This window comes from Haemophilus sp. HN_Hi16 (assembly GCF_049823435.1).
GTDB lineage: Bacteria > Pseudomonadota > Gammaproteobacteria > Enterobacterales > Pasteurellaceae > Haemophilus > Haemophilus influenzae_D.
In genome coordinates, this window is record NZ_CP187500.1 from 437,520 (window position 1) to 463,171 (window position 25,652).

Consider the following 25,652-nt stretch of genomic DNA (forward strand, 5'->3'; position numbering starts at 1 on the left):
CAAAAGAGCGGTTGAAATGATCTGACCCCAAAAAGTTAGACTGTCATTTAAAGGATTGTTTTCGATATTGTACCGGACTCAGTCCTTTTAATTTTAGTTGAATCCGTCGGTGATTATAGTAATCCAAATAATCCCTGACGGCATCAACTATCTACTCTCTATTGTTAAATTCCCGACCATAAAAACATTCCGTTTTTAATCTCCCAAAGAAACTTTCCATCGCAGCGTTATCCAAGCAATTCCCTTTTCTAGACATACTTTGAATGATACCATGTTCAGCCAAGATTCGACGATAAGCTTGTCATCCCAGGTCTGAATGTAAAATGACACCACAAGCTTTATTTAATCCTTTGCTCGGCTTCGTCCTGAAGTCTGAGTCTTCTCAACTCCTTTAGGTAAGCTACCTCCTCTTCAAGCTGTAAAATTCTCAAACGTAAACGGTCTTCTTCAGTTTTGGGTGGTGGCATTTTTGCATATTTAGGTTTCATCGGCAGTCGTCCTGATGGTTTACTGGGAATAAGTCCTTTTATGCTACTTTTTTCAAACCGTTTCAACCACGTCCCGACTAAGGCGTTGGAAGGAATATTATAAAAACGTGCAGCTTCTCTAATACTCATTTTCCTATTCCTATTCAAAATAGGTTGAATAACCTGTAATTTAAATTCGATTGTGTAGTGTTTACCCATAAAAAATCTGCACCTCAATTGTTGGTTTGGTTAGCCCAACTTTTGGGGTGCAGATCAATAAAGTGCGGTCAATTTTTTACTATTTTTACAACATAAATAATGCTAAGAATAAAACAGCAAGTATCATGCCTGGTGCGGTACGTTTTACCATTTCTACTGGGCTTACCATAGCAAGGCCTGCACAAACAATGGTTACACCTGCAATTGGTGAAGCTGTACGACCGATTGCACCAGCAATTGCTGCTGCCATACCAAGATTTACGTGAGTGTAGCCGAGTTCTACAGCATGTGGCGTGACGGCTGTATTAAAAGCGATAGCTGCTGCATCGCCAGAACCTGTAATTAATCCCATTAAGAATGGTCCAATTGTTGCACCCCAACGTACAAATTCGTTGGATTCTTTTAAGAAAGAAATTGCCGCATCCACTGCGCCCGTAGATTTTAATCCTGCCACAAATACACTGGCTGCAATGATAATACCAAGTACGTTTGCATAAGAATTTCCCATACCATTGAAAAATTCTTCAGTAATTTTTACTGGAGAAATACGAGTGACGATAATGCCGTAAATTGCACCAATCAGCATCGCTTGAGGAACGCCCATTTTAGTCCATTCAAGACCCGGTACTTGTTGTAATGATGTTCCACCAATCACTAAAATAACTAATGGTATTAATGGTGCAAGGGCATAAAGTACATTGACACCTTCAACAACTTTAATTTCATTTTCTTTTTGTTCTGCAAGATAAGCTTGGCGATGTTGTTCACCATAATCTTTAAAAACAAGCGCAAGAATTGTTAAAACAACAGCACCTATTGCTCCCGCAATCATGTTATATGGCGCATGTGAAAGGTTTACTTGAGTGATAGTTAAGCCTGACATTTCACTAATCATTGCTGAGTGAGAAGAACCTGGGCTCATCATTGATCCAAAAGTTCCTGCTAAAATAGCTGCACCAGCAGTAGCTGGTCGAACACCCGCACTTTTTAAAACAGGAATTAATGTTGCACCAACCGCAGCTGCACAACCAGCAGCAGAAGGAATAGCAATATTGATGAAAAAGGTGATGACTGTTGCAATCGGAATTAAGAAGAATTTTAATCCGCTTAATGGTTTGGTAAGTAAATGCACTAGATGAGTGTCACATTGAGTGTATTTCATTACATAAGCAAAACCCATACTAGAACAGATGGCCATAATTAATCCGCCAGATGTCATGCTTTTGGCAAAAGCATCTAATGCACCCATTGGATTCAGCGTCAGAATGGACATTATTAAACCGACACCAATCAAAACTGTTCGGGTTTCGGCTTTTTTAATCAGAAAATAAATTGTGGCAATAATGCCAATCACTGCAACGATGGATTTGAATAATTCCATTATATGTTCCTTTTAAGTTAATAAGAAAAAGTTGTATTGATATCAAATGTGCCACATTCCATATTTTCACTGAAGCACAAAATAGGATTTTCACCCAACACAGTTGCCATTTCATTTTGTATATGAAGTGCAGAACCTTCAGGCAATGCATATACAAGTGCGGTTGGATTAACGAGTAAAAATTCAGCCAAACGTTCTTCTCGGCTTTCGCCATTATGACCTTGCATTTTACCTGAAATAAAGTGCGGATTAATTTGATGAGGAAAAAGCTGTAATGCTTGAAATGAAGGAGGATAAGTAATCGGCATATCATTCGTTGTCATAATGGATGCACCCACTACATTTGCCCCAGCACTCCAACCAAAATAAGGCGTACTGTTATTCACTTTTTCACGAATGATATCAATTAAATTGTGTTCATAAAGCTGTTTTAACAAACAAAATGTATTCCCGCCGCCAATAGCGATGACATCTGCTTGTTCAATAATATCTCGATGCTGTTTACCATGATGAACGGAAACAATATTCATCTCTAAATAAGAAAGTGCATTTTGCACAGTTTTTTCGTATTCATCAAAAGTGCGGCGTACCCCAGCATAAGGCACAAAAGCAATTGTTTTACCACGATAATCCGCCAAGAAATTTTGTAACCAAGGTAGAGTGTGTTCAAGATAACCTGTGTTCTTGTATTTTGAGCTACTGAGCAGTAACATGTTTTTCATTTTCTACTCCTTTTTATAGGTATTTAGAAATACCGATATTACGCTTAGAAAAGGTTAATTTTCAACGAAAAATTATTATTGTTTGACGAATATCAAAAAATAAATCATATCAGGAGAAAACTATGTCAATTAATCTTAATCGTGTTCAAAATTTAATTGAAAAACTGGCTTTTATTTCATCAGTACCAAACGAGCTGACTCGCTTAGCTTTTACAGAGGAGGATGAAAAGGCCCATAATATGATTATTGAATTATGTAAAGAATATGATTTATCTATTCGTCGAGATTCAATTGGAAATCTTTTTATTCGTAAGGCAGGTAAAGAAGATTTTTTACCTGCAGTTGCATTCGGATCGCATATTGATACTGTTGTGAATGCGGGTAAATTTGATGGTCCTTTGGGATCTGTTGCTGGGTTGGAAATTCTTTTGCAATTGTGTGAACAGAATATTCAGACTCGTTATCCTTTAGAATTGATAATTTTTACTTGTGAAGAATCGAGTAGATTTAATTTTGCTACATTGGGTAGTAAAGTTATGTGTGGCATAGTAAATCAAGAAAAATTAAGTTTGTTACGTGATAAACAAGGAAAGGGTTTATCAGAAGCTATGGCTGAAGTAGGAATGAATTTTAATTTGATTAATCAAGCAAAACGTGATGCAAAGGAATTTAAATGTTTTTTTGAACTTCATATAGAACAAGGCCCTCGTTTAGAGAATGAAGGAAAAACAATAGGTGTTGTGACAGGTATTGCTGCTCCAATTCGTGCAATTGTTAAAATTAAAGGACAAGCGGATCATTCAGGAGCAACAGCAATGCATTATCGTCATGATGCATTGTTAGGAGGAGCTGAATTATCACTTGCTATTGAGCAAGCGGCTATTCAAGCTGGACATTCTACAGTAGCTACTGTAGGTAATATTACAGCTAAACCAGGAGTAATGAATGTTGTGCCAGGATATTGTGAATTATTAGTAGATATTCGAGGTACACATGTACAAGCTAGAGATTCTGTATTTGAATTATTACAAGAGGAAGTTAGTAAAGTTTCAGAAAAAAGAGGATTATTAATTGAGTTGCAACTTATTTCAAAAGATAATCCAATAGTATTACCTGAAAATATGGTAAACCAAATAGCTGAAACTGCACATTCCCTTGGTTATTCTTACGAAATAATGCCAAGTGGTGCTGGACATGATGCAATGCATATGGCAACACTTTGTCCGACAGGTATGATTTTTGTTCCATCTCATTTTGGAATTAGTCATAACCCTCTTGAATTTACAGATTGGAAAGATATAGAGGCAGGAATTAAAGTTTTACAAAAAGTTATATTAGAACAGGCTGAAGTTTGTTAATTATTATAAAAACTCGTATAAATAATACGAGTTTTTTTATAAAGGCAACTCAGTTGTTGACTTAACCTTTTTTAGAGTAACTTCTGATTTTAAGGTTTTAATGCCAAGCCTGGAATTAAGATAGGTGGTTTTAATGTGGTTAAACTCTTCTAAATCTGATACACAAAGTGTCAGAAGAAAATCGAAGGTTCCTGCCATAAAATGGCATTCGGTAATTTAAAGGATTAGTTTCACTTCAAAAATAAACCGCTCTTTTAATTCTGGATCTTCTTCAAAGAAAGAACCTAATGCATAAACGATAAGATGACAATTTATTTTCTTGGGATTCAATAAGGCAACATAACTATCAATTACGCTGCTTTCTTCCAGTTGATTTACTCGGCGTAAACAAGCTGAATTTGAAAGCCCTATTTCGTTGGCAAGTTCATTATTTTGTAATCGACCATTGCGTTGCAATGCTTTAAGAATACGGGTATCGATATTATCGAAGCGTTTTTTAAGCATAGTAAATCTTTTTTATGCTAACAAAAAAGATAACCTAGTATAAAAGAAACCGCCTAGAAAAACTGTGATCTAGGCGGCAATTTGACTAATTAAACGCTATATAAGGATACTTGTACTACCAGTAAAATAGATCCGATTAGTAATAAACATCCAATCATAGGCATCACGAATTTAACCCATCTATCAAATGGAATATGCAACATTTGGAGTGTCACCAATACTAATCCTGTTGGTGCTAAGAATAGCATTGCATATTGTCCCCAGTTGTAAGCAGAAACCACGATATCGCGTGGAATACCCACTGAGTCAGCAAGTGGAGCCATAATTGGCATTGAAAGCACGGCTAAGCCTGAAGAAGACGGCACGATTAAGCCTAGGAAAATAAATACGACTAATTGACCTAAGATGAATACGCTACCTGGCATACCACTAACTACATTAGACATATAATCAAGGATGGTGTCAGAAATCATACCTTGTTCGAGTACTAAGTTTACGCCACGAGCAAGACCAATGATTAAGGATACGCCTACTAATTCTGATGCACCTTCAGTGAAAGATTCCACAATATCTTTTTCAGACAAGCCACTGATAAACATAATGATGATAGTAATGGAAAGGAAAGATGCAGCCATTTGAGGGAACCACCATCCGCCAACCATTACACCCCAAATCATAATAGGGAATGCAATGCAGAAAAGCGTTAAGATTAATTTGTGACGAGCTGAGAATGCGATAGTTGCATTTGGATCAAAGTTCTTCATATAACGTTGGCGAAATTCTTCGCGATCGTCATAAGTGAAAGAAAAACTTGGGTCAGCTTTGATTTTTTTACAGTACCAATAAAGATATACGATTACGCAAGTTGCGCCTAAAGCTAAACCTAGAGCACGGAAACCAATACCTTCAGTAAATTGAATACCAGCTGCATTTGATGCGATAACAACGGAGAATGGGTTAATTGTAGAGAATGCAGATCCCATAGATGAAGCAAGGAATATAGCTCCTACACAGACTATTGCATCATATCCCAGAGCTAAGAATACTGGCACCAGAATCGGATAGAATGCCACTGCTTCTTCTTCGATACCACAGGTTGTACCGCCTAACACCATTAAAACAGATACGCTGAATACAATAAAAAACTCATTGCCTTTGGTTTTTTTCACGAGAGCCATCAAACCGGCATTAAAAGAACCGGTACGGTTAATGACACCAATCATACCACCTAATACAAAGATAAAGACCATAACATCAACGGCTTCGATGGTGCCTTCAACCATACTTTTGGTGATATCTTCAATGCCTTTATGGTGTTGTTCTACACGTTGATAAGTACCAGGAATAGCGATTGGTTTTTTGATCACGCCTTCGGTGAAATTGGAGAGTTTAATTTTTATATTGAGATTATCAAGAGTGTCTGTTGTGGCGGGATAAGTTTTATCATCAACGCCATAAGCTTTGACCACAAAGACATTATCAGTGGAATTATATGTTAATTTTGAATATGAACCAGATGGAATTATCCAGGTTAATCCAACAGCGAGAATTAATATTGCAAATAAAATTGTAAACGCTGATGGGAAATTAAACGTTTTCTTCTTTTTGGACGCATCCATAGCGAGCTCCTTATGTGTAACGTTTAAAGTGCGGTTGGTAAAAACATCGGTTAAACCGACCGCACTTTTTACTTTGAGAATGATTTCACAAAGCACCTTTATTATTTAAGCGTAATAGGATATGCCTTCAGCTTTTTTCGTAATACGTGTACCAGCTTTGCCTTTCACAATATCCACAATATCAGATAAAGAACCTATTACTGCATCTTTTCCTGTTTGTTTCGCAAAGTTGATGGCTGCTTGTACTTTTGGTCCCATAGAACCTGCTGCAAAACCAAGTTCTGAAATCGCTTTAGGTGAGGCAACTGAAATTGCTTTTTGGGTTGGTTTTCCCCAATCTACGAAGGTTGCGGAAACGTCAGTTGCAATGATGAATAAATCAGCATCAAGATTTTCTGCAAGTAAAGCTGAACATAAATCTTTGTCTATAACAGCTTCAACACCTTGTAAATTATGCTGTTCATCATAATAAGTTGGAATACCACCGCCACCCGCACAAATGACGATACTGCCTTTTTCAAGCAACCATTTTACTGGGCGAATTTCAAAAATACGTTTTGGCAATGGGCTTGGCACAACGCGACGATATTTATCTCCATCTTGTGCGATAGACCAATTTTTTTCTTTTGCCAAACGTTCAGCCTCTTCTTTCGTATAAACAGGACCAATTGGTTTAGTTGGATTTTTGAAAGCTGGGTCGTTGATATCAACTTCTACTTGAGATAATAACGTTGCAAATGGCACTTCAAATGGAACTAAATTACCGAGTTCTTGTTGAATCATATAACCAATCATTCCAGCTGTTTCTGCTCCCAATACATCTAAAGGATAGGTTGGCACATCAGTATAAGCAGCACCTTGTAAGGCGAGCAAACCCACTTGTGGACCATTACCGTGTGCTATCACTAATTCATTATTTGGCCAAATCTTAGCAATTTGCTCACAAGCAATGCGAACATTTTGTCGTTGATTTTCGGCTGTCATTGGTTCTCCGCGTCGTAATAACGCATTACCGCCTAATGCAATCACTATTCTCATACGTTTTCCTTATGCCAAACTTGCTACCATTACAGCTTTAATTGTGTGCATACGGTTTTCTGCTTGTTCAAATGCAATGTTCATTGGCGATTCAAATACATCTTCAGTCACTTCAATACCATTAGCTAATTCAGGATATTTTTCAGCAATTTGACGACCAACTTTGGTTTCGCTGTTATGGAAGGCTGGCAAGCAGTGCATAAATTTCACTTTTGGATTATCAGTGCGTTTCATTAATTCAGGGGTTACTTGATAAGGAAGTAATAATTTAATGCGTTCGCCCCAAGTTTCTAATGGTTCACCCATTGAAACCCACACATCAGTATGAACAAAATCAACACCTTTCACCGCTTTGTCAATATCTTCAGTTACGGTAATACGAGCGCCGCTTTCTTTCGCAAATTTTTCGCACATTTCCACAAGACTTGCTTCTGGTAATAATGTTTTAGGTCCACAAATCCGCACATCCATACCCAATTTTGCACCAATTAATAAAAGTGAATTACCCATATTATTACGAGCATCCCCAATATAGACATAGCTAATTTCGCTTAATGGTTTGTCGCAATGTTCAATCATGGTAAGCACATCAGCAAGCATTTGTGTTGGGTGGAATTCATCGGTTAAACCATTGAATACTGGCACACCAGCATAATCAGCAAGTTCTTGAACGATACTTTGTTTAAAGCCACGATATTCAATGCCATCATACATTCTGCCTAATACGCGGGCGGTATCTTTCATACTTTCTTTGTGGCCAATTTGGGAGGAGTTAGAGTCGATATAGGTGACTTGTGCGCCTTGGTCATAAGCGGCGACTTCAAATGCACAGCGTGTGCGAGTGGAGGTTTTTTCAAAGATGAGTGCGATATTTTTGCCTTTTAATTTTTGTTGTTCTGTGCCTGTATATTTGGCTCGTTTCAAATCTCGGGAGAGATCTAAGAGATATTTAATTTCACGTTCTGTGTGATGAACAAGACTAAGTAAATGTCTGTTTTTCATATTGAAAGCCATAATAATCTCCTTGTTTTTTGACTATCCATTGGGGAATAAACATACATCATTCGAGGTACTGCTTGTTGTTCGAACACTTGTATTATAAGAGAGGTAAAATGAAATTTGTTATCGTTTTTCAACTGGTAATTCCAGTATGTAGAATTTTATTGCGAGATTTTTAGCTTTATTAGAATTTATATTCATTCTAATAAAAATAAACTAACTCTTTATTGGTATTTGTTTAATTTCTAATAGTAGATCAATTTAAACGAAAATATGTTTTAGCTTATTATTGGATAAAGAGGAATGTGTCTATTGATGCTTAATAAAAGTGCGGTTATTTTTATTACAGTTTTTAATACATTGATCTTCAGCAAGTACCATTTGTATATTTAGTGATATGATAAGCATAGTTTATTTTTTGAGGTTTTTATGAATTTACCTTTTCGAGCAATGGTGTCTGATTTAGATGGCACGCTTTTAACACCTGAACATTTAGTGGGTGATCTTACCATTGATACGCTGAGAGCATTAGAGCAAAAAGGCGTAGATATTATTTTGGCAACAGGACGTAATCATACCGATGTGTCATCCATTCTTGGAAAAATTGGTGCGGAACGTGCGGTTATGATTACATCAAATGGTGCTCGTGTACGGGATTTACAGGGTAATTTGCTTTATAGCAATAGCTTGCCTGAAGAATTAGTTCTCGAGCTTTACAAAACGCCATTTGATACGTCCAAAGTATGCATGAATAGCTATCAAGATGAAGGTTGGTTTACTAATAAAGATATTCCTGCAATGCGTCAGTTCCACAAAGAATCAGGATTTGATTATAACGTAGTTGATTTTTCCAAACATCATGGACGTGGGACAGAAAAAGTCTTTTTTATTGGTAAAACTCCAGAGGATTTAGTTGAAGTAGAAACCTATTTACGAGATAAGTTTGGTGACGTGACGACAATTGTTTATTCTGCATTAGCTTGTTTGGAAGTAATGAATAAGAATGTTTCAAAAGGGGATGCATTAAAACATTTACTCGAATCACGAGAATATGAGTTAAAAGACTGTATTGCTTTTGGTGATGGAATGAATGATGTAGAAATGCTTTCTTGGGCTGGAAAAGGTTGCATTATGAAAGATGCTGATATTCGTTTAAAAACGGCTTGTCCAGATTTAGAAGTTATTGGCTCAAATAAAGAAGAATCAGTCGCTTGTTATTTGCGAACTCAATTTGGATTAGATTATTAATGCAGGCATTATTATTCATAAGTTGTGGTGCAATATTAGGCGCGTCATTGCGTTGGACTATAGGATTGTTATTTAATCCTTTATTTTCTTCCTTTGCTTTTGGGACTTTAATCGCTAATTTGCTTGGTTGTTTAATTATTGGTGTATTACTTGGGATTTTTTGGCAATTCCCACAAATTAGTTCTGAATGGCGGTTATTTTTAATTACTGGTTTTTTAGGATCGCTAACTACATTTTCGTCTTTTTCTTCCGAAGTTGTGGAATTATTTTTTAATGACAAGTGGTTAAATGGATTTTGTGTATTGATTATGCATTTATTTGGATGTTTAGCTATGACTGGGTTGGGTATTTGGATATATAAAATTTGTTCTCAACTTTTACATTAATCCCATTCACTTTGGTTTTGCCCAATTAAATCAGCAAATTCATCGCTACGAAATCCATGTGATAGCATATATTGCCAAATTTTTTGTTTCATTTTAGGCGTTTGCTGTTCGTTATAATTTGGGAATTTTTTACGTAACAAGTTCTCAGCCATTTCATACCAATCAATTTCTGATTCCATTAAAACTTCATCAATAATATCAGAAGACACACCTTTTAATTGGAGTAATTCTTGTCGAATTCTTACTACACCATAACCTTTTTGCGCGCGTGAATTTAGATAATTTTCTGAAAAACGACGATCACTTTGCCAATTTTTTGCTTGGCATTGAGATAAAGCTTCATCAATTTCTTCTTCCGAAAAGTTCTTTTCCTGCATTTTATTGCGGAGCTCGAATTCACTATATTCTCTGCGTGTAAGAAGATTGACTATGTAATTAAAAGCAAGAGATGACAAGGAATGATTCCTTCATTTTATTGAATTGATATAGAGTGCGGTCATTTTTAACCGCACTTTTAGCATTTGTAATTTTCTTTATTCAAAATCACTTTCTGATTCTGAACTATTTTCAGATTGTTCAATGTCAGCCATTAAGGCTTGTTCTGGATTAGCTACTAATTCAGCACGTAAACGAGCTTCTAATTCATCTGATTTTTCTATATTTTCGTTAAGCCATTTCATTGAATTAGCCTTTCCTTGACCAATTTTTTCGCCATTATAGGAATACCACGCACCTGATTTTTCTACAAGTTTGTGTTTTACCCCAAGTTCTAATAATTCACCTGCTTTTGAAATGCCTTCTCCATAGAGAATTTGGAAATCCACTTGGCGGAATGGTGCTGCTAGTTTGTTTTTTACTACTTTTACGCGAGTTTCATTTCCTATAATATTTTCCCCGTCTTTTACAGAACCTGTACGGCGAATATCTAAGCGAACGGATGAATAGAATTTTAATGCATTACCGCCTGTAGTGGTTTCAGGATTACCAAACATTACACCTATTTTCATACGGATTTGGTTAATAAACACAACTAGACAGTTTGCATTTTTAATTTGACCTGTGAGTTTACGCAAAGCTTGAGACATTAAACGCGCTTGCAGACCCATATGAGAATCCCCCATATCGCCTTCAATTTCAGCTTTTGGTGTCAGTGCGGCAACGGAGTCCACAATAATTACATCAATTGCGCCAGAACGAACTAATGCATCACATATTTCAAGTGCTTGTTCTCCATTATCTGGTTGAGAAACAAAAAGTTCTTTTACATCTACACCTAGTTTTGCTGCATAAATAGGGTCAAGTGCGTGTTCTGCATCAATAAATGCACAGGTTTTTCCTGCTTTTTGCGCTTGAGCAATGACGGAAAGAGTTAATGTTGTTTTACCAGATGATTCGGGTCCGAAGATTTCTACAATTCGACCCATAGGTAAACCACCAATTCCCAGTGCAACATCTAAGCCAAGTGATCCGGTAGAAATAGATTCTACATCCAACGTTTTAGTATCGCCTAATTTCATAATTGAGCCTTTACCAAATTGTTTTTCTATTTGCCCTAATGCAGCCGCTAGTGCTTTTTGTTTTTCTTCTTGAGTTGCCATAATTAAATTCCTGTTTGAATGTCCAATTTTTTATGATTATATCTGTATTGATGTACAGATCAAGAAAAATATTTATATTAATAAAAAATATGGGGTATACATTCTAGTAAAAAAGGTGAGTTAGTCTAAAAATAAAAGTTTTGATAGAATAATTAGATCAAATTATGTACGATTTTTAATCGCAAAAAAAGTTTTAAATATAGTATATTTATATATAAACCAATCGTTTACATAAAAATAAATTTCAAATTTACGATCTGCTTCACAAATCTGAGATTTATATTTAGGTGTAGTAAAAATGTCATGATATAAATGAAATCAGAAGTACTTCTACTGATTCTTTTAAAATAATTATTCATTGGAGGTTATATATGAATATAAAGGATGGGCATATAGATAAAGTTTGCTCTTTGCTAGACCTGTTAGTAGGAAATGTTACCTTTAAAAATCTTTTTACTGGTTACGGTTTGTTTCACAAGGAAGAGACAATGTTTGCCATCTGGCAAAATAAAAAGCTTTATTTACGAGGTGAAGATGAGCTTGCAACTCAATTAATAAAATTAGGTTGTGAACCTTTTACAACGAATGAATTGAATAAACGGTTTGTGCTTTCACAATATTATGCACTTACTGAACAGGTTTTACGTAATAATATGTTATGTAGAAAATTGATTATTCTTTCTATTAAGCAGATTCTTGAGCAGAAGCTAGAATATACGTTAAGAAAGTTAAATCGATTAAAGGATTTACCCAATTTAACGATTAAACACGAAAGAGCTTTAATAAAAGTTGGTATTACAGATGTTGTGATGCTAAGAGAAATTGGTGCAGAAAATGCATTGGTAGAATTAAAGAAAAATGGCAGTGGTGCTACGCTTGATTTTTATTGGAAGTTAGTATGTGCTTTGCAAAATAAAAATAGTCAGATGTTAAGTCAAGCTGAAAAAGAGCGTTTATTGAAGAAATTAAACGAAGTTTTGAGAAAAAATGGCTTGAAAGGCTATAGAAAATTAGATGATGAATAAAATTTGCTCATTCAAATAAATTTTTGTAAAAAGTACTTGCAAGGGATTTGAAAATCCCTATAATGCACCGCACACAACGACGCACTGTTGTGAAGTTTTTTAAGTTTCCAAGTGCGTCGTTCTTTTTTGCTCTTTAACAATATATCAGACAATCTGTGTGGGCACTTGTTGATTGACTTGTTTTAAAACTATTTTTAATTTTGAAGTCTTAATAGGTGCTTAACTGAAAATTCATCATTACTTTTTTAAGTAGTGTTTATTTATAGCTAAGCAGTATATTGAGCGATTGAACTTGAATTGAAGAGTTTGATCATGGCTCAGATTGAACGCTGGCGGCAGGCTTAACACATGCAAGTCGAACGGTAGCAGGAGGAAGCTTGCTTTCTTGCTGACGAGTGGCGGACGGGTGAGTAATGCTTGGGAATCTGGCTTATGGAGGGGGATAACGACGGGAAACTGTCGCTAATACCGCGTAGAATCGGAAGATGAAAGTGCGGGACTGTAAGGCCGCATGCCATAGGATGAGCCCAAGTGGGATTAGGTAGTTGGTGGGGTAAAGGCCTACCAAGCCTGCGATCTCTAGCTGGTCTGAGAGGATGACCAGCCACACTGGAACTGAGACACGGTCCAGACTCCTACGGGAGGCAGCAGTGGGGAATATTGCGCAATGGGGGAACCCTGACGCAGCCATGCCGCGTGAATGAAGAAGGCCTTCGGGTTGTAAAGTTCTTTCGGTATTGAGGAAGGTTGATGTGTTAATAGTACATCAAATTGACGTTAAATACAGAAGAAGCACCGGCTAACTCCGTGCCAGCAGCCGCGGTAATACGGAGGGTGCGAGCGTTAATCGGAATAACTGGGCGTAAAGGGCACGCAGGCGGTTATTTAAGTGAGGTGTGAAAGCCCCGGGCTTAACCTGGGAATAGCATTTCAGACTGGGTAACTAGAGTACTTTAGGGAGGGGTAGAATTCCACGTGTAGCGGTGAAATGCGTAGAGATGTGGAGGAATACCGAAGGCGAAGGCAGCCCCTTGGGAATGTACTGACGCTCATGTGCGAAAGCGTGGGGAGCAAACAGGATTAGATACCCTGGTAGTCCACGCTGTAAACGCTGTCGATTTGGGGGTTGGGGTTTAACTCTGGCGCCCGTAGCTAACGTGATAAATCGACCGCCTGGGGAGTACGGCCGCAAGGTTAAAACTCAAATGAATTGACGGGGGCCCGCACAAGCGGTGGAGCATGTGGTTTAATTCGATGCAACGCGAAGAACCTTACCTACTCTTGACATCCAACGAATCCGATAGAGATATTGGAGTGCCTTCGGGAACGTTGAGACAGGTGCTGCATGGCTGTCGTCAGCTCGTGTTGTGAAATGTTGGGTTAAGTCCCGCAACGAGCGCAACCCTTATCCTTTGTTGCCAGCGATACGGTCGGGAACTCAAAGGAGACTGCCAGTGATAAACTGGAGGAAGGTGGGGATGACGTCAAGTCATCATGGCCCTTACGAGTAGGGCTACACACGTGCTACAATGGCGTATACAGAGGGAAGCGAAGCTGCGAGGTGGAGCGAATCTCATAAAGTACGTCTAAGTCCGGATTGGAGTCTGCAACTCGACTCCATGAAGTCGGAATCGCTAGTAATCGCGAATCAGAATGTCGCGGTGAATACGTTCCCGGGCCTTGTACACACCGCCCGTCACACCATGGGAGTGGGTTGTACCAGAAGTAGATAGCTTAACCTTTAGGAGGGCGTTTACCACGGTATGATTCATGACTGGGGTGAAGTCGTAACAAGGTAACCGTAGGGGAACCTGCGGTTGGATCACCTCCTTACCAAAGACGAGAGACAGCGAGTGCTCACACAGATTGGCTGATAGTTGTAGACAAGATTAAAAACGAAGCGAAAGCAACGTTGAAAAATAAACGTTAAAAGATAAAAAGAAGATAGAGTATCTTTAATTGATGTCCCCATCGTCTAGAGGCCTAGGACATCGCCCTTTCACGGCGGTAACCGGGGTTCGAATCCCCGTGGGGACGCCAATTAAAGATAACTTTGTTAGATTATCTTGTTGTTCTTTAAAAAATTGGAAACAAGCTGAAAACAAGAGATTTTCGAGAGAAAGTCTGAGTAGGCAAGATAGGAAAGTGAAAGAGAGAACTGAAAAGGAAACTCTAAAAACAAAACCTGTTTTGCATAAAATCTTGATTGAACAAAAGCAATCAAGTGTTTAGTTGAATGAAGATACGCATCAAATTGACCGCACTTTGAAGTGAAAACTTAAAGTGATTGAAAACATTTGAGGTTGTATAGTTAAGTGACTAAGCGTACAAGGTGGATGCCTTGGCAATCAGAGGCGAAGAAGGACGTGCTAATCTGCGAAAAGCTTGGATGAGTCGATAAGAGGCGTTTAATCCAAGATATCCGAATGGGGAAACCCAGTAGATGAAGAATCTACTATTAACAAGTGAATTCATAGCTTGTTGAGGCAAACCGGGAGAACTGAAACATCTAAGTACCCCGAGGAAAAGAAATCAACCGAGATTTCGTCAGTAGCGGCGAGCGAAAGCGAAAGAGCCAGTAAGTGATAGCAGTATAGTTAGGAGAATGTGTTGGGAAACACAATCAAAGAGGGTGATAATCCCGTATCTAAAAACCATATTGTGGTACTAAGCTAACGAGAAGTAGGGCGGGACACGTGATATCCTGTTTGAAGAAGGGGGACCATCCTCCAAGGCTAAATACTCCTGATTGACCGATAGTGAACCAGTACTGTGAAGGAAAGGCGAAAAGAACCCCGGTGAGGGGAGTGAAATAGAACCTGAAACCTTGTACGTACAAGCAGTGGGAGCCTGAAAGGGTGACTGCGTACCTTTTGTATAATGGGTCAGCGACTTATATTTTGTAGCGAGGTTAACCGAATAGGGGAGCCGAAGGGAAACCGAGTCTTAACTGGGCGAATAGTTGCAAGGTATAGACCCGAAACCCGGTGATCTAGCCATGGGCAGGTTGAAGGTTGGGTAACACTAACTGGAGGACCGAACCGACTAATGTTGAAAAATTAGCGGATGACTTGTGGCTGGGGGTGAAAGGCCAATCAAACCGGGAGATAGCTGGTTCTCCCCGAAATCTATTTAGGTAGAGCCTTGAGGTGACACCTTTGGGGGTAGAGCACTGTTTCGGCTAGGGGTCCATCCCGGATTACCAACCCGATGCAAACTACGAATACCAAAGAGTGATACTCAGGAGACACACGGCGGGTGCTAACGTCCGTCGTGGAGAGGGAAACAACCCAGACCGCCAGCTAAGGTCCCCAAGTCTATATTAAGTGGGAAACGAAGTGGGAAGGCTTAGACAGCTAGGATGTTGGCTTAGAAGCAGCCATCATTTAAAGAAAGCGTAATAGCTCACTAGTCGAGTCGGCCTGCGCGGAAGATGTAACGGGGCTGAAATATAGCACCGAAGCTGCGGCATCAGACGAAAGTCTGTTGGGTAGGGGAGCGTTCTGTAAGCGGATGAAGGTTAATCGAGAGGTTAGCTGGACGTATCAGAAGTGCGAATGCTGACATAAGTAACGATAAAACGGGTGAAAAACCCGTTCGCCGGAAGACCAAGGGTTCCTGTCCAACGTTAATCGGGGCAGGGTGAGTCGGCCCCTAAGGCGAGGCTGAAAAGCGTAGTCGATGGGAAACAGGTTAATATTCCTGTACTTGGTAAAGCTGCGATGTGGGGACGGAGTAGGTTAGGTTATCGCACTGTTGGATATGTGCGTTTAAGTTGGTAGGTGGGAAGTTTAGGCAAATCCGGACTTCTATTAAACACTGAGAGATGATGACGAGGCTCTAAGGAGCTGAAGTAACTGATACCACACTTCCAGGAAAAGCCACTAAGCGACAGGCTTTACTAAACCGTACTGAAAACCGACACAGGTGGTCAGGTAGAGAATACTCAGGCGCTTGAGAGAACTCGGGTGAAGGAACTAGGCAAAATAGCACCGTAACTTCGGGAGAAGGTGCGCCGGCGTAGATTGTAGAGATTTACTCTCGAAGGTTGAACCGGTCGAAGATACCAGCTGGCTGCAACTGTTTATTAAAAACACAGCACTCTGCAAACACGAAAGTGGAGGTATAGGGTGTGATGCCTGCCCGGTGCTGGAAGGTTAATTGATGGTGTAATCGAAAGAGAAGCACCTGATCGAAGCCCCAGTAAACGGCGGCCGTAACTATAACGGTCCTAAGGTAGCGAAATTCCTTGTCGGGTAAGTTCCGACCTGCACGAATGGCATAATGATGGCCAGGCTGTCTCCACCCGAGACTCAGTGAAATTGAAATCGCCGTGAAGATGCGGTGTACCCGCGGCTAGACGGAAAGACCCCGTGAACCTTTACTATAGCTTGACACTGAACATTGAATTTTGATGTGTAGGATAGGTGGGAGACTTAGAAGTAGTCACGCCAGTGATTATGGAGTCATCCTTGAAATACCACCCTTTAACGTTTGATGTTCTAACGAAGATTGCGGAACGTGGTCTCGGACAGTGTCTGGTGGGTAGTTTGACTGGGGCGGTCTCCTCCCAAAGCGTAACGGAGGAGCACGAAGGTTTGCTAATCACGGTCGGACATCGTGAGGTTAGTGCAATGGTATAAGCAAGCTTAACTGCGAGACAGACAAGTCGAGCAGGTACGAAAGTAGGTCATAGTGATCCGGTGGTTCTGAATGGAAGGGCCATCGCTCAACGGATAAAAGGTACTCCGGGGATAACAGGCTGATACCGCCCAAGAGTTCATATCGACGGCGGTGTTTGGCACCTCGATGTCGGCTCATCACATCCTGGGGCTGAAGTAGGTCCCAAGGGTATGGCTGTTCGCCATTTAAAGTGGTACGCGAGCTGGGTTTAGAACGTCGTGAGACAGTTCGGTCCCTATCTGCCGTGGGCGTAGGAGAATTGGTTGGGGCTGCTCCTAGTACGAGAGGACCGGAGTGGACGCACCACTGGTGTTCCGGTTGTGTCGCCAGACGCATTGCCGGGTAGCTAAGTGCGGAAGAGATAAGTGCTGAAAGCATCTAAGCACGAAACTTGCCAAGAGATGAGTTCTCCCTGTCTTTAAGACAGTAAGGGTTGTTTAAGACGAAGACGTAGATAGGTCTGGTGTGTAAGTGATGTGAGTCATTGAGCTAACAGATACTAATTGCCCGAGAGGCTTAACTATACAACGCTCAAGTGTTTTTGGGAAAAGAGCGAAAGAGAAGAGAAATTAACTAAACTAAACTAACTATTCAGCTTGTTGCCGATAAGAAGAGAGACGAAAAAAGTGAAGTCGTAAAAGAGAAGAAACAAAGAGAGAAGTTATCAAAGAATTATCCCGGCGGCGATAGTGCGGTGGAACCACCTGAGACCATACCGAACTCAGAAGTGAAACGCTGTAATGCCGATGGTAGTGTGGGGTTTCCCCATGTGAGAGTAGGGCACCGCCGGGTTATCAAATACAAATCTAAATCACATAAAAAAAGAAGAACCCCAGTCGAAAGGCTGGGGTTTTTGTTTTTTAGAAGTTTATACTTTAACAAAATAAGTTTAGATAAAGTTTGTATTTGTTAGTGAGAAAATCCCCCACCAATGATACAATCCACCAAATTTTTTCAAAAGGATAACCTTAAATGGCTCGTAAGAAAAAAACGCGCAAAATTAGTGATATTATGCCAATCCGCAAAGCGGATAAAAAACCGGAAATGCCGAAATCGCGTTCGGGTAAAAAACTCACACGTTATGAATTAGATGCTAAAGCTCGTGAAGATAAGAAAAAACGTAAGCATAAAGGTTTAGCTTCTGGATCTCGTCATAGTGCGGTTGAAGAAAAAGCGAATAAACTTCAAAATGAAATTAAAGATCCAAAAATTGGTAGTAAGAAAAAGATACCGTTGGTTGTTGAATTTGTTAATAAGCCCGAAAAAGGTCAAGTAATTCCTGTAATAAAACAGGCGAAAAAACAAGATCCAATGAAAGAGCTTGAAAATCTGGAAAATAATGAAATTCTTAATGAATTATTGGATGCTTTAGATGCAGGTAAAGCTATTAGTAAAGCAGATCAACAATTTGTAGATGAATGCTTAGATAGAATTTCTGAATTAATGGAAGAACTTGGCATTGAAGACGAAGATGAAAGTGAAGATGATTTATACCGCACTTTTGAACGCATTGATATTAACCAATTTAGATAATTTATGATTTGGATACTTATTGTAATTGCATTTTCTTTATTGATTGGATTAAGTTTATATACAATACGTTTATTAAAACAGTTAAAAATTCAAAAGGAATTGATTGCTAAAGCTAAGAATAATCGGGTTATACGATTAAAAGAGAGTATTGATATTATTGCTAGAGCAATGCAGTCTGGAGAATGTAATCTTTCTGAAGGCGTAATTCGTCTTACAATGCTATTAAGGCCTTTTGGTAAGAATTTATCATCTTATCCTGCGATGGCTAATTTATATGAAGTGGTGCGTGATATGCCTACACATGATGATCGTAAACTACTTGATAAAAGAGAAAGAATGCGTCTGGATTTAGCTCGAGAAAGTTCAGAAGCACAGTTTGAAAAAAATATTAAACAAGAATTGTATATTTTATTAGAAGATATTAAATCTATTGAGCTAATTTAAATATTATAATTTTAAAGAAAAATGCGCTAAGTCTCTCCTAGCGCATTTTTTATGATTATTTTTTTAACGATTTTGTTCAAAAAATAATACCGTTGCGGCAACACGAGAATGAACATTTAATTTACGCAATAAATTACGGATATGTACTTTCACGGTTTCTTCTGAAATAAACAGTTGTGCTGCAATTTGTTTATTTGATAAGCCTGTCGCAATTTGACGAAGTACGCCCATTTCACGATCCGTTAAGCTGTCTAACGGATTCTCTTCGTGAGTACGTTCTAACAATAAATTTTTAATAGAATCACTCAGAATGACTTCGCCTTGTGCAATACGCTTGATTTGCTCTAGCAATGTATCTGGTTCCGTATCTTTTAATAAATAACCATCTGCACCAGCATCAATTAAAGTATAAATATCATTTTTTGCATCAGACACTGTTAAAATTAAGATGCGTGCATCAACGCCTTCTGTGCGTAATCCTTTGAGTGTATCTAACCCAGAAAGTCCTTTCATGTTGAGATCTAAAATGATCACATCAGGTGATGTTTGTAACGCCACTGAAATCCCTTCTGTGCCGCTGCTTACGTCAGCCACCACTTCAAAGTTATCGTCTAATTCTACAAGTTGTTTAATGCCACGACGCATTAACGGATGGTCGTCAATCAATAAAACTTTTAGTTTATCTTGCATAATTTCTCCTTTAGTGGTTAGAAGTCCACTTTAAAAAGCATGACATTTTATAAAGAATTCAATTCTATGCCAATCTAGAATAGAAAAAAATTTGATTTATCTCACAAACTTACTATTTGAGGTAGGTTTATTGATGGATAAAAATAGAAAAGTGCGGTAGAAAAATAGATAATTTTTTACCGCTCTTTTTTAAGATAAGAAATATTAAATGGTCGATTCCAATGCCCAAAGTTCCTGTAAGGTTTCTCGGCGACGAATTAGATAGGATTGATCGCCATCTACTAAAACTTCTGCAGTGCGAGGTCTTGAGTTATAGTTTGATGACATACTTGTGCCATAGGCACCAGCAGAACATTGAGCAATATAATCCCCTTCGGCAATTGAAAGCTCACGTTGTTTTCCTAAGAAATCTGATGTTTCACAAACAGGCCCTACAACATCATAAATCGCTTTTTCTCTTGCTAAAGTGCGGTCAATTTCTATGATGTTCATATAGGCTTCATACAATGCTGGGCGAATCATATCATTCATTCCTGTATCGGTAATCGCGAAATTACGGCTTTCATTGCTTTTTAAGTATTGTACTTTTGCTACTAGAATCCCTGCATTTGCAGAAATTGCTCTGCCGGGTTCAAGAATAATTTCAAGTTCAGGATAATTTTTTAGTTTTTCTAACAATGCATTTGCGTAATCGCTTGGATGCGGTGGTGTTTCATCCGTATAAGTTACGCCTAAACCACCGCCCAGATCGAGATGTTTTAATGTAATTCCATCCTCTTTTAATTGTTCCATTAGGACAATTAAGCGATCTGTGGCATCTAAAAATGGTTGTAATTCAGTGAGCTGTGAGCCTATGTGGCAATCCATCCCTGTTATTTTTATGTTTGGCAGCGTTGAGGCTAATTTATATACTTCTCGGGCTTCATCTACACTTACGCCAAATTTATTTTCCTTTAATCCTGTTGAAATATAAGGGTGTGTATGCGCATCAACATCTGGATTTACACGTAAAGAAATAGGTGAGATTTTACCCATTTCTCCCGCGATTTGGTTAATGTGCTTGAGTTCAGAAACTGATTCCACATTAAAGCAACGGATTCCAACTTCTAATGCGCGCATAATTTCTTCTCGAGATTTCGCAACGCCAGAAAAGACCACTTTTGACGCATCGCCACCTGCTGCCAGTACACGCTCAAGTTCGCCTTGCGAGACAATATCGAAACCTGAACCAAGTTTTGCCATAATATTTAACACGCCAATATTTGAGCAAGATTTCACGGCAAAACAAATTAGGTGAGGGTGCTTACCGAAAGCAGAGTCAAAAGCGTGCCAATGACGTTCAAGTGTTGCCCGAGAATATACATAGAGAGGCGTGCCAAATTGTTCAGCAAGTTGTTGAACTGGAATATCTTCGGCATAAAGTTTGTTGTGTTTATATTGGAAAAAATTCATGTTGTGTGCCTGTTTTAGTTATTTTTGGAATTATCATTGGATAATAGATTATTGAGTTTGTTGAGCTTGATCTTTTTCAGGAAAATATAAAGAACCTTTTACGCCACATCCTGTAGCTAATATGCACACTGAACTAAGTACTAAAATTAATAGTAATTTTTTCATTTTTTCTTTCTCACTTATCGGTAAATCCGCCTTTCACAAGCTTGAGAAAGGCTTTATAATTTGTCGCATTCTATCAGATTTAAACAGGAAAATTTTATGAATATTGCAGAATTTCACCAAAATATAGAACAAATTTGGCAAAAAATTGAAGAAGAATTGGAAAATCAAGGTGCAGATGTAGATTGCGAAACGCAAGGTTCTGTATTTACAATCACTTTTGATAATCACACTAAAATAGTGATTAACAAACAAGAGCCACTGCTTGAGCTTTGGATTGCAAGTAAATTAGGCGGTTTCCATTTTGCATTTAAAAATGGCGACTGGGTGTCTAATGATGGAAAACGTTTTTGGGATTGTTTCGTTGAGGCCTGTGCTGCACATGGCGAGAACGTGCAGTTCTAAAATGCAGGATTCTCCTTTACCATCAAAAACAATAGAAAAACCGACCGCACTTTCTGTTTTGAAATCGGTTTTTGGTTATCAATCTTTCCGTAAAGGGCAGGAAGAAGTGATCAATGCCGCTTTAAACGGACAAGATGCTTTGGTGGTAATGGCAACGGGGAATGGTAAATCGCTTTGTTACCAAATTCCCGCCCTTTGTTTTGAGGGTTTAACGTTAGTGATTTCTCCGCTGATTTCTTTGATGAAGGATCAAGTGGATCAGCTGCAAGCTAATGGAATTGAGGCGGATTTTCTTAATTCTAGTCAGACTTTAGAACAGCAGCAACAAGTACAAAATAAGCTTATTTCTGGGCAACTTAAACTGCTTTATGTGTCGCCAGAAAAAGTGATGACGAACAGTTTCTTTCAACTTATTTCTTATAGTAAAGTCAGCTTTATTGCAATTGATGAAGCACACTGTATTTCTCAATGGGGGCATGATTTTCGCCCTGAATATACCCAGCTTGGCGGTTTAAAAGCGAGTTTCCCTGATGCGCCGATTATGGCACTTACGGCAACGGCAGATTACGCAACTCGTCAAGATATTTTGACACATCTTAATCTAGAAAATCCGCATAAATATATTGGTAGTTTTGATCGACCAAACATTCGTTATACCTTGGAAGAAAAATATAAACCAATGGAGCAATTGACACGTTTTGTGTTGGCTCAAAAGGGCAAGAGTGGGATTATTTATTGCAACAGTCGAAACAAGGTTGAGCGAATTGCGGAAAGTTTACGCAATAAAGGTGTCTCTGCTGCTGCTTATCACGCGGGAATGGAAACGGCACGGCGTGATCGTGTGCAACAGGATTTTCAGCGTGATAATGTGCAAGTAGTAGTCGCAACCATTGCTTTTGGAATGGGGATTAATAAATCCAATGTGCGGTTTGTTGCCCATTTTGATTTGCCTCGTAGCATTGAATCTTATTATCAAGAAACAGGTCGGGCAGGACGTGATGATTTACCTGCTGAGGCGGTTTTGTTTTATGAACCAGCGGATTACGCTTGGTTACAAAAAATTCTTTTAGAAAAACCAGAAACGCCACAGCGTCAGATTGAGCAGCATAAATTAGAAGCTATTGGAGAATTTGCAGAAAGCCAGACTTGTCGCCGTTTAGTTCTTCTCAATTATTTTGGTGAGCATCGACAAACACCATGCAATAACTGTGATATATGCCTTGATCCTCCTAAAAAATATGATGGATTAGTCGATGCGCAAAAAGTAATGTCTACTATTTATCGAGTGGGGCAATGTTTCGGTGCGCATTATGTGATAGTGGTGTTGCGTGGAATGCATAATCAGAAAATTATTGAACGCCAGCACGATAAACTTTCAGTGTATGGTATCGGAAAAGATAAAAGCAAAGAGCATTGGCAGTCCGTCATTCGCCAGCTTATTCATTTGGGTTTTGTGCAACAGGTCATCAGTGAATTAAATCCAACGTTGCAGCTTACCGAAAGTGCGAAAGTGATTTTGAAAGGCGAAGAACCGTTAGAATTGGCAATGCCTCGTATTTCTTCAATCAGTAAAATTGTCCGTAATCCACAACGCCAAAGTGTTGCAAATTACGATAAGGATTTATTTGCACGCTTGCGTTTCTTACGCAAACAAATTGCCGATAAAGAAAATATTCCGCCATACATTGTCTTTAATGATGCGACGTTGCAAGAAATGGCACAATATATGCCAACGAACAATATTGAAATGTTGCAAATTAATGGCGTGGGTTCAATTAAATTAGAACGCTTTGGGCTGCCTTTTATTAAACTTATTCAAGAACATAAGGCAATTTTGGCGAATGCGTAAAATAATGACTAAGTGTTAAAAGTGCGGTTAAAAATGACCGCACTTTTTGTTATACTTGCGCCAATTTTTTCAGTTCTTAGAATTTAAGGTTAAACAATGCGTACAAGTCAATATTTATTCTCCACCCTTAAAGAAACGCCAAATGATGCTCAGGTCGTGAGCCACCAATTAATGTTGCGTGCAGGTATGATTCGCCCAATGGCATCAGGTTTATATAACTGGTTACCGACGGGTATTCGCGTATTGAAAAAAGTAGAAAAGATTATTCGTGAAGAGATGAACAAAGGTGGTGCAATTGAGGTATTAATGCCTGTTGTGCAACCTGCGGAATTATGGGAAGAGTCTGGTCGCTGGGAGCAATATGGCCCTGAGCTTCTTCGTTTTGAAGACCGCGGAAACCGTAACTTTGTGTTAGGCCCAACCCACGAGGAAGTGATTACAGATTTAATACGCCGAGAAGTTTCTTCATATAAACAGCTTCCACTTAACTTATATCAAATTCAAACGAAATTCCGTGATGAAGTGCGTCCTCGTTTTGGGGTAATGCGTTCGCGTGAATTTATTATGAAAGATGCGTATTCTTTCCACACTACCCAAGAAAGTTTACAAGCAACCTATGATGTGATGTATCAAGTGTACAGTAAAATTTTTAACCGATTAGGCTTAGATTTCCGTGCGGTACAAGCGGATACGGGTTCTATTGGTGGTTCTGCTTCTCATGAGTTCCAAGTGTTAGCTTCAAGCGGTGAAGATGATGTTGTGTTCTCAACAGAATCGGATTTTGCAGCGAATATTGAGCTTGCTGAAGCGGTAGCCATCGGTGAGCGTCAAGTGCCAACTGCAGAAATGACATTGGTTGATACGCCAAATGCGAAAACTATCAATGAGCTTATAGAACAATTCAATCTGCCGATTGAAAAAACCGTGAAAACCTTGATTGTGAAAGGTGCAGATGAAAACCAACCGCTTGTTGCCTTGATTATTCGTGGCGATCACGAATTAAACGAAATCAAAGCACAAAAACACCCGTTAGTAGCAGATCCTCTTGAGTTTGCGGACGAAACTGAAATTAAAGCGAAAATTGGTGCGAGCGTGGGATCGTTAGGCGCGGTAAATCTTAATATTCCTGCAATTATTGACCGCACTGTGACGTTAATGTCTGATTTTAGTTGTGGTGCGAATATCGATGGAAAACATTACTTCAATGTGAACTGGGAACGCGATGTTGCAATGCCAGAAGTTTTTGATTTACGCAACGTAGTGGAGGGCGATCCAAGTCCAGATGGTAAAGGCACGCTTCAAATCAAACGTGGTATTGAAGTGGGACATATTTTCCAATTGGGCAAAAAATACTCTGAAGCGATGAAAGCGACCGTTCAAGGCGAAGACGGTAAACCACTTGTGATGACAATGGGTTGTTACGGTATTGGCGTAACTCGTGTGGTGGCTTCAGCAATTGAACAGCATCATGATGATCGCGGTATCATCTGGCCATCAGACGAAATCGCCCCATTCACTGTAGCGATTGTGCCGATGAATATGCACAAATCTGAAAGCGTACAAAAATACGCTGAAGAACTTTACCGCACTTTACAATCACAAGGCGTTGATGTGATTTTTGATGATCGTAAAGAACGCCCAGGCGTGATGTTTGCCGATATGGAACTTATCGGTGTGCCGCATATGGTAATAATCGGCGAGAAAAACCTAGACAATGGAGAGATTGAATACAAAAACCGCCGTACGGGTAAAAAAGAAATGATTAGTAAAGATCAGCTGCTCAGTGTTTTAAATGAAAAGTTAGGTAATCTCTAATCAGCATTTTATTTTGTATATTGTGACAAAAGAGCGGCTAGAAATAGCCGCTTTT

Annotated in this window: 20 protein-coding genes, 1 tRNA gene, 3 rRNA genes and 2 pseudogenes; 13 read left to right on the forward strand and 13 right to left on the reverse strand. The window is 39.0% G+C overall.

Annotated elements, in window-relative coordinates:
- Positions 1–43: 43 nt before the first annotated feature.
- From ACPT9C_RS02195 to pepE, 4 genes and pseudogenes are all read right to left on the reverse strand, one after another.
- A pseudogene (locus tag ACPT9C_RS02195) lies at positions 44–298 on the reverse strand (transposase); the annotation flags it as partial.
- Positions 299–338: 40 nt separating this feature from the next.
- Positions 339–617 (reverse strand): helix-turn-helix domain-containing protein, encoded by a 279-nt coding sequence (locus tag ACPT9C_RS02200; RefSeq protein WP_230304898.1) that lies wholly within the window; start codon positions 615–617, stop codon positions 339–341.
- Between the two features lie 154 nt (positions 618–771).
- Positions 772–2,067 (reverse strand): C4-dicarboxylate transporter DcuC, encoded by a 1,296-nt coding sequence (gene dcuC / locus ACPT9C_RS02205; RefSeq protein ID WP_042603616.1) that lies wholly within the window; start codon positions 2,065–2,067, stop codon positions 772–774.
- A gap of 17 nt (positions 2,068–2,084) precedes the next feature.
- Complete coding sequence (gene pepE, locus ACPT9C_RS02210; protein ID WP_012055130.1) at positions 2,085–2,789, reverse strand: dipeptidase PepE; 705 nt, start codon at positions 2,787–2,789, stop codon at positions 2,085–2,087.
- Positions 2,790–2,911: 122 nt separating this feature from the next.
- On the opposite strand from pepE, the gene ACPT9C_RS02215 reads away from it, so the two are divergent.
- The gene (locus ACPT9C_RS02215; protein ID WP_005692794.1) at positions 2,912–4,147 is read left to right on the forward strand and encodes a Zn-dependent hydrolase; all 1,236 of its coding nucleotides are present in this window, start codon (positions 2,912–2,914) and stop codon (positions 4,145–4,147) included.
- 36 nt (positions 4,148–4,183) lie between these two features.
- Here the strand turns inward: ACPT9C_RS02215 and ACPT9C_RS02220 are convergent.
- The 4 genes and pseudogenes from ACPT9C_RS02220 to ACPT9C_RS02235 all read right to left on the reverse strand — a co-directional run bounded on the left by ACPT9C_RS02220 (position 4,184) and on the right by ACPT9C_RS02235 (position 8,322).
- Positions 4,184–4,651 (reverse strand): annotated as a pseudogene (locus tag ACPT9C_RS02220) (Lrp/AsnC family transcriptional regulator).
- Between the two features lie 89 nt (positions 4,652–4,740).
- On the reverse strand, positions 4,741–6,270 hold the full coding sequence (locus ACPT9C_RS02225; protein ID WP_050949420.1) for a YfcC family protein: 1,530 nt from the start codon (positions 6,268–6,270) through the stop codon (positions 4,741–4,743).
- A 105-nt stretch (positions 6,271–6,375) separates the two neighbouring features.
- Entirely contained in the window at positions 6,376–7,308 is a 933-nt protein-coding gene (arcC, locus tag ACPT9C_RS02230; protein WP_050848028.1) for a carbamate kinase, read from the reverse strand.
- A gap of 9 nt (positions 7,309–7,317) precedes the next feature.
- The gene (locus tag ACPT9C_RS02235) at positions 7,318–8,322 is read right to left on the reverse strand and encodes an ornithine carbamoyltransferase (protein ID WP_050949419.1); all 1,005 of its coding nucleotides are present in this window, start codon (positions 8,320–8,322) and stop codon (positions 7,318–7,320) included.
- 414 nt (positions 8,323–8,736) lie between these two features.
- On the opposite strand from ACPT9C_RS02235, the gene ACPT9C_RS02240 reads away from it, so the two are divergent.
- Both ACPT9C_RS02240 and crcB read left to right on the forward strand, forming a co-directional pair.
- Positions 8,737–9,555, forward strand: a complete 819-nt coding sequence (locus ACPT9C_RS02240; RefSeq protein ID WP_021034534.1) for a Cof-type HAD-IIB family hydrolase — start codon at positions 8,737–8,739, stop codon at positions 9,553–9,555.
- Positions 9,555–9,941 carry a fluoride efflux transporter CrcB gene (gene crcB, locus ACPT9C_RS02245; RefSeq protein ID WP_021034533.1) on the forward strand — a complete coding sequence of 129 codons (387 nt, stop codon included), beginning with the start codon at positions 9,555–9,557 and terminating at the stop codon, positions 9,939–9,941. Before ACPT9C_RS02240 ends, crcB begins: the two co-directional genes overlap by 1 nt.
- On the opposite strand, the gene recX is transcribed toward crcB, so the two are convergent.
- Together recX and recA are read right to left on the reverse strand one after the other, a co-directional pair.
- Positions 9,938–10,396 carry a recombination regulator RecX gene (gene recX / locus ACPT9C_RS02250; RefSeq protein ID WP_050949418.1) on the reverse strand — a complete coding sequence of 153 codons (459 nt, stop codon included), beginning with the start codon at positions 10,394–10,396 and terminating at the stop codon, positions 9,938–9,940. The genes crcB and recX overlap by 4 nt on opposite strands.
- 78 nt (positions 10,397–10,474) lie before the next feature.
- On the reverse strand, positions 10,475–11,539 hold the full coding sequence (gene recA, locus ACPT9C_RS02255; RefSeq protein WP_050848032.1) for a recombinase RecA: 1,065 nt from the start codon (positions 11,537–11,539) through the stop codon (positions 10,475–10,477).
- A gap of 371 nt (positions 11,540–11,910) precedes the next feature.
- Here recA and tfoX point away from each other — a divergent pair, with 371 nt between their 5' ends.
- The 7 genes from tfoX (at position 11,911) to ACPT9C_RS02290 (ending at position 19,224) form a co-directional block, all read left to right on the forward strand.
- Positions 11,911–12,564 (forward strand): DNA transformation protein TfoX, encoded by a 654-nt coding sequence (tfoX, locus tag ACPT9C_RS02260; RefSeq protein WP_076773806.1) that lies wholly within the window; start codon positions 11,911–11,913, stop codon positions 12,562–12,564.
- A gap of 294 nt (positions 12,565–12,858) precedes the next feature.
- A 16S ribosomal RNA gene (locus tag ACPT9C_RS02265) occupies positions 12,859–14,397 on the forward strand.
- Positions 14,398–14,528: 131 nt separating this feature from the next.
- Positions 14,529–14,604: transfer RNA gene (locus ACPT9C_RS02270), tRNA-Glu, on the forward strand.
- Between the two features lie 269 nt (positions 14,605–14,873).
- A 23S ribosomal RNA gene (locus ACPT9C_RS02275) occupies positions 14,874–17,771 on the forward strand.
- 152 nt (positions 17,772–17,923) lie between these two features.
- Positions 17,924–18,039: ribosomal RNA gene (rrf, locus tag ACPT9C_RS02280) — 5S ribosomal RNA — on the forward strand.
- The 16S, 23S and 5S rRNA genes sit together here with 1 tRNA gene alongside, the layout of an rRNA operon.
- 180 nt (positions 18,040–18,219) lie before the next feature.
- Positions 18,220–18,780, forward strand: a complete 561-nt coding sequence (yihI, locus tag ACPT9C_RS02285) for a Der GTPase-activating protein YihI (RefSeq protein ID WP_061671326.1) — start codon at positions 18,220–18,222, stop codon at positions 18,778–18,780.
- Between the two features lie 3 nt (positions 18,781–18,783).
- A complete protein-coding gene (locus ACPT9C_RS02290; RefSeq protein WP_061671325.1) occupies positions 18,784–19,224 on the forward strand; it encodes a DUF2489 domain-containing protein in 441 nt (146 codons plus the stop codon).
- A gap of 63 nt (positions 19,225–19,287) precedes the next feature.
- Here the strand turns inward: ACPT9C_RS02290 and ACPT9C_RS02295 are convergent, their stop codons facing one another.
- From ACPT9C_RS02295 to lptM, 3 genes are all read right to left on the reverse strand, one after another.
- Positions 19,288–19,914 carry a response regulator gene (locus ACPT9C_RS02295; RefSeq protein WP_021034485.1) on the reverse strand — a complete coding sequence of 209 codons (627 nt, stop codon included), beginning with the start codon at positions 19,912–19,914 and terminating at the stop codon, positions 19,288–19,290.
- A 204-nt stretch (positions 19,915–20,118) separates the two neighbouring features.
- Positions 20,119–21,366, reverse strand: coding sequence for a diaminopimelate decarboxylase (gene lysA, locus ACPT9C_RS02300; protein ID WP_061671324.1), 1,248 nt, complete (start codon positions 21,364–21,366; stop codon positions 20,119–20,121).
- A 48-nt stretch (positions 21,367–21,414) separates the two neighbouring features.
- Entirely contained in the window at positions 21,415–21,531 is a 117-nt protein-coding gene (lptM, locus tag ACPT9C_RS02305) for an LPS translocon maturation chaperone LptM (protein ID WP_021034483.1), read from the reverse strand.
- Between the two features lie 96 nt (positions 21,532–21,627).
- On the opposite strand from lptM, the gene cyaY reads away from it, so the two are divergent.
- From cyaY to proS, 3 genes are all read left to right on the forward strand, one after another.
- A complete protein-coding gene (gene cyaY / locus ACPT9C_RS02310; RefSeq protein WP_005629875.1) occupies positions 21,628–21,933 on the forward strand; it encodes an iron donor protein CyaY in 306 nt (101 codons plus the stop codon).
- A gap of 1 nt (position 21,934) precedes the next feature.
- Positions 21,935–23,782, forward strand: a complete 1,848-nt coding sequence (gene recQ, locus ACPT9C_RS02315; RefSeq protein ID WP_061832737.1) for a DNA helicase RecQ — start codon at positions 21,935–21,937, stop codon at positions 23,780–23,782.
- 96 nt (positions 23,783–23,878) lie between these two features.
- The gene (gene proS / locus ACPT9C_RS02320) at positions 23,879–25,597 is read left to right on the forward strand and encodes a proline--tRNA ligase (protein ID WP_050948795.1); all 1,719 of its coding nucleotides are present in this window, start codon (positions 23,879–23,881) and stop codon (positions 25,595–25,597) included.
- The last annotated feature ends 55 nt before the right edge of the window (positions 25,598–25,652 follow it).